The sequence below is a fragment of the Planomonospora algeriensis genome (assembly GCF_977012225.1).
On the sequence record NZ_CDRNDK010000541.1, the window covers coordinates 1 to 3,810 of the forward strand.

The 3,810-nt window shown below is 71.8% G+C and carries 6 protein-coding genes; all 6 read right to left on the reverse strand.

Annotated features, from left to right (window positions below; all coding sequences use genetic code 11):
- On the reverse strand, nt 1–855 hold an 855-nt coding region (locus ACWJ6R_RS32025), incomplete at its 3' end, for a WXG100 family type VII secretion target (protein WP_449065800.1).
- Between the two features lie 32 nt (nt 856–887).
- The gene (locus ACWJ6R_RS32030; RefSeq protein WP_189240609.1) at nt 888–1,283 is read right to left on the reverse strand and encodes a hypothetical protein; all 396 of its coding nucleotides are present in this window, start codon (nt 1,281–1,283) and stop codon (nt 888–890) included.
- A 140-nt stretch (nt 1,284–1,423) separates the two neighbouring features.
- Nucleotides 1,424–1,720 (reverse strand): WXG100 family type VII secretion target, encoded by a 297-nt coding sequence (locus tag ACWJ6R_RS32035; RefSeq protein ID WP_449065801.1) that lies wholly within the window; start codon nt 1,718–1,720, stop codon nt 1,424–1,426.
- Between the two features lie 66 nt (nt 1,721–1,786).
- Entirely contained in the window at nt 1,787–2,113 is a 327-nt protein-coding gene (locus tag ACWJ6R_RS32040; protein WP_068897648.1) for a WXG100 family type VII secretion target, read from the reverse strand.
- A 263-nt stretch (nt 2,114–2,376) separates the two neighbouring features.
- Nucleotides 2,377–2,814, reverse strand: coding sequence for a YbaB/EbfC family DNA-binding protein (locus tag ACWJ6R_RS32045; protein WP_449065802.1), 438 nt, complete (start codon nt 2,812–2,814; stop codon nt 2,377–2,379).
- Between the two features lie 111 nt (nt 2,815–2,925).
- On the reverse strand, nt 2,926–3,810 hold an 885-nt coding region (eccD, locus tag ACWJ6R_RS32050), incomplete at its 5' end, for a type VII secretion integral membrane protein EccD (protein ID WP_449065803.1).

Sequence of the window (3,810 nt, forward strand, 5' to 3'; positions counted from 1 at the left end):
CCTCCGCCGGGGCCACCCCCGGAACCGGGGCCGCCTCCCGAGCCGGGGCCGCCCCCCCGTGCCCGAACCGCCGGTGCCGCCGGGACTGCCGGAGTAGGCCGGGACCGATCCGCCGTTCCCGCGGGGCGAGCCGCCCTCGTAGGGGCTGCCGCCCGGCGGGTACTCCACGGGCGTGTAGCCGCCGGACGCCTCCGGGATGGTCACGGTCGGCAGGTTGTACGTCACGTTCGCCGGAACGCTCTCGTACAGCTGGACGATCCTCGTGTCCAGCTTGCGGAGGATCTCCCGGGCCGCGTGGTCACCGTTCATGGCGGCCTGCGCCGAGGGCGTCAGGCCCGGAGCGGGCTCCTTCAGCGGTCCGATCGTGGACGGCGCGGTGGAGGGGGACGCCGAGGCGGACGGCGACGGCGACGCGGTGGGCGAGGGCGTCGGCGCCGGTCCGGGTGAGGGGGTGGGGACCGGCTGCTTGGCGGGGTCGGCCTTCAGCCGCTCCAGTTCGTCGATCGCCTGGGGCAGGGCGGCCCCGCCGTACGTCTGCAGGACGGAGGCCATCTGCCCCATCTTGTCGGCCAGCTCCGCGCCGGTGGCGTGCAGCATCTGCAGCGCCCGCTGGACCTCGACGGACGCGGGCCCGCTCCACGCCCCGGCGAGCTCCTTGGCGTTGCGGGCCAGGGCCTCGCGGACGGAGCCGAGAACGGCCACGCCGGCCTGGTAGGAGGCCGCGGCGGCCGTCACCTTCTCCGGAGCCGTGGCGCGCAGCCACCGCTCGATCTCCTCCTTCGACGCGGACACCTGGCCCGCGCTGGGGACCGCGCTGGTGGACCGGACGTCCAGGCTCCCGCTCTCACTGCCCACGACGACCCTCCCGTGATCGCTTCCGCTCGCCGTCAGCCACCGTTGGCACGGCGGGCCCTGTCGTACTCGTCGGCGTTGGCCCGGATCGCCTTGGCGGCGTCCTCCAGCCGGACGGCGAACATCCCGTAGACGTAGGCCAGCGTGTTCGACACCGGCCCGACGTACATGCCCGCGACGCCCTCGGGGGAGTGGTTGCGGCCGACGCTCCGGGCGAACGCGCTGGCCGCCGGCCAGGTCCCCACCTGGAACTCGGTCAGGGCGGAGTCCTGCCAGAGGCCGGTCGCCGACCCGGCCCCGCTCTTCATCTCTCCGGCGCAGCGCTCCAGGTCCTCGGCGACCTTCCGCATCCGCGCGACGTCGAACTCGGTCCCCGTCACGTAGTTGTGCACGCCGGGCCAGTTCGGATCCGGGGAGAGCTCGTTACCCATCGTTCTCCTTGAAGACTCCCGTGAAGACTCCGAAGAATCCTCGGCCGACCTCCGCCGCGGCGCGTGCAAGACGCACCGGCCGGACGCGGCCGCCGCGTCCCGCGGCGTCCGCGCGGAGCCCGGCCGGTACGCCGCCCGGGTCAGCTGGACCAGATCGCCCGGTTGCGCGCCTCTGCCGTCTTGTAGTTCTCGTTGGCGGTGCCGAGCGCGACGGCGGCCTCGTTGAGCTGGCGCCCCATCTCCTGCTCGGCGGCGTCCCAGATCTTGCGGTGCTCCTCGAAGAAGTTCGCCGCGTCGCCGGCCCAGTTGTCGCCCAGAACCTCCTGGAGCTTCCTGATGAGCTCGTCGGTCGCCTTGTCCATGTTGCTGACGACCTTGAGGAGCCCCAGCTGGGCCTGCTCCATCTGCACGAAGTTGACCTTCGTATAGTCGGACACTGTGCTCTCCGTCCTTGTCGTGGAGGGATCGTGGGGAGGGATGCCGGGGGCCGCGCGGGCCTCAGGTCACCTGGTTCCGGTGTTGATGAGGGCGTCGACCCTGTTCATGCCGCTCTGCACGTCCTGGTCGGCCGCGCTGTAGGTGATGGAGTTGTCGCCCATCTTCTGCGCGATGGACTCCAGGTCGCGCCGGACGATCATCATCTGCTCGTCCCACTTGGTCATGGCCTGGAGGAACTTGGCCGACGCCGTGCCCAGCCACCCCGTGGCCGTCAGTTCCTGCGTGGTGGTCTGCACGCCCTTGCGGAGACCCTCGACGTACTGCGCGGTGTCCACGACGAGTTCCGACGCCTTCTTGATCTGTGCCGGACTGGCACCGAAGAAATCCGCCACCGGTCACCTCCGTGACATAGGACCTGTTTGCCGGTCGCGGCTCAGCGCCCGCGCCGGCCGTGCGACCCGATGCCGCATCGCCGACGAGGCGGACTGCTCCCGCGAACATCATCACCCGGCATGCTAGTGATCTCGCCCGCCCTGGATAACAAGAATGCATATTACGGACAGATAACTTTGCCGCCTATTAGGCCAGATGTCCTATCCAAGGCATATATCCAGATAAGGAAGACATCAGGCCACACTTCTGCCCTTATATTCACCTACAGCCCCAAACGGTGACGAATACGGTCAAGCTCCCCCATAACATCGTTGAAGGTGCGGTCGTAGGCCGCCTCCATCTCCTTCACCCGGTCCTGCAGGGCCTCCGGGTCGCGGGCCTCCCGCATCGCGCCGCCCTCCCCGCCGAAGGACTCGTCCAGCAGCTGCTCGAACCGCGCGTTGAAGTCCCCGGCGGCGGCGTGCACCGTCGCTTTGATCATCTCCGCGAGCTCGCCCGCGCTCAGCCGCATCGCCTTGGGGTGGAGCTCGAGCCCGCTCAGTCCCTGGCTCCCGTACTCCACCGCCACCAGACCGCTCTCGTCCTCGGCCCGCCCGACCAGCTCGGACGCGGCCTTCTGCACGTCCTGAACGTGGTCGAACCGCATGTTCAGCAGCTTGTCGACATCGATGTTCGCGAAATCCCCGAACCCAGCCGTCATCGTTCGTCCCTCCTCATGGACGCCACCGGTCCCGCGGGCGAGGCCCCGGCCCGGCGGCACGCCGGCTTCTCCTCCCGCACCGCGCGGCACCTCCGCGGGCGCGGGCCGTACTCACCCCGCCAGGCCGCGCACCCAGGCGTAGACGTCCAGCACGCCGAGGGCGAGCGGGAACAGCGCGACCACGAGCAGGACCTCGACGATGTCGCCGGCCCGCCCCCAGAACGGCGACGGCCGGCCCGACGGGAGCCACAGGCCCAGGCCCGCGGGGAGCGCCGCGGCCCACAGCAGCGCCACCGTCACGGCGATCGCCGCGGTGCCGCCCCCGGCGACCGCCTGGCCGACCGCGAACGCCGCGAGCCCGGCGACGCCGCCGAGCGTCAGCCAGAGCCGCTGGCCGAGTCCCTGGAAGACGCGGGCCCGCATGACGAGCACCGCCGCCAGCACCAGCGCCGTGGCGACGGCGATCCAGCGGCCGTCCAGCAGCAGGTACACCTGGGCGACCAGCGCCGCCAGCGCGATCCCGGCCACCATCCCGGTCGCGTAGCGCTGCGCCCGGCCGGTGCGCTCCCGGATGGCCTCGCCGTCGACCCGCTGGTTGTCGGCGCGCAGTTCCTCGGCGTTGGTCGGCATCGCGGGCATCGGCAGCCGGGCGATCCGGAACGACAGCATCGGGACCGCCGAGCCGAGCGCCAGCAGGATCGAGGCCGTCACCGCCGCGACCCCGGCGGAGGAGGCGTCCGAGACCATCACGACCCCGGCCGCCGCCGTTCCGGCCACCGCCGCCACGCCGGTCCCCATGAAGCCCGGCACGCCGTCGGCGATCACGATCCCGCCGGCGGTGGCCGTGAAGACGGTGACGGCGAACGCCGACAGCAGGTGCGGCGCGCCGAACCCGGCCGGGGAGTCCGCCAGGCCGGCCGGGGCGAGCAGCCCGGCGAGGAAGCCGTACGGCAGGGCCGTGTAGCCGATCAGCGCGCCCGCCGCGGAGTCGCCCAG

Coding starts and splice junctions, on each gene's coding strand:
- ACWJ6R_RS32030 (WP_189240609.1), bottom strand. CDS start 1,283: ATGGGTAACGAGCTCTCCCCGGATCCGAACTGGCCCGGCGTGCACAAC.
- ACWJ6R_RS32045 (WP_449065802.1), bottom strand. CDS start 2,814: ATGACGGCTGGGTTCGGGGATTTCGCGAACATCGATGTCGACAAGCTG.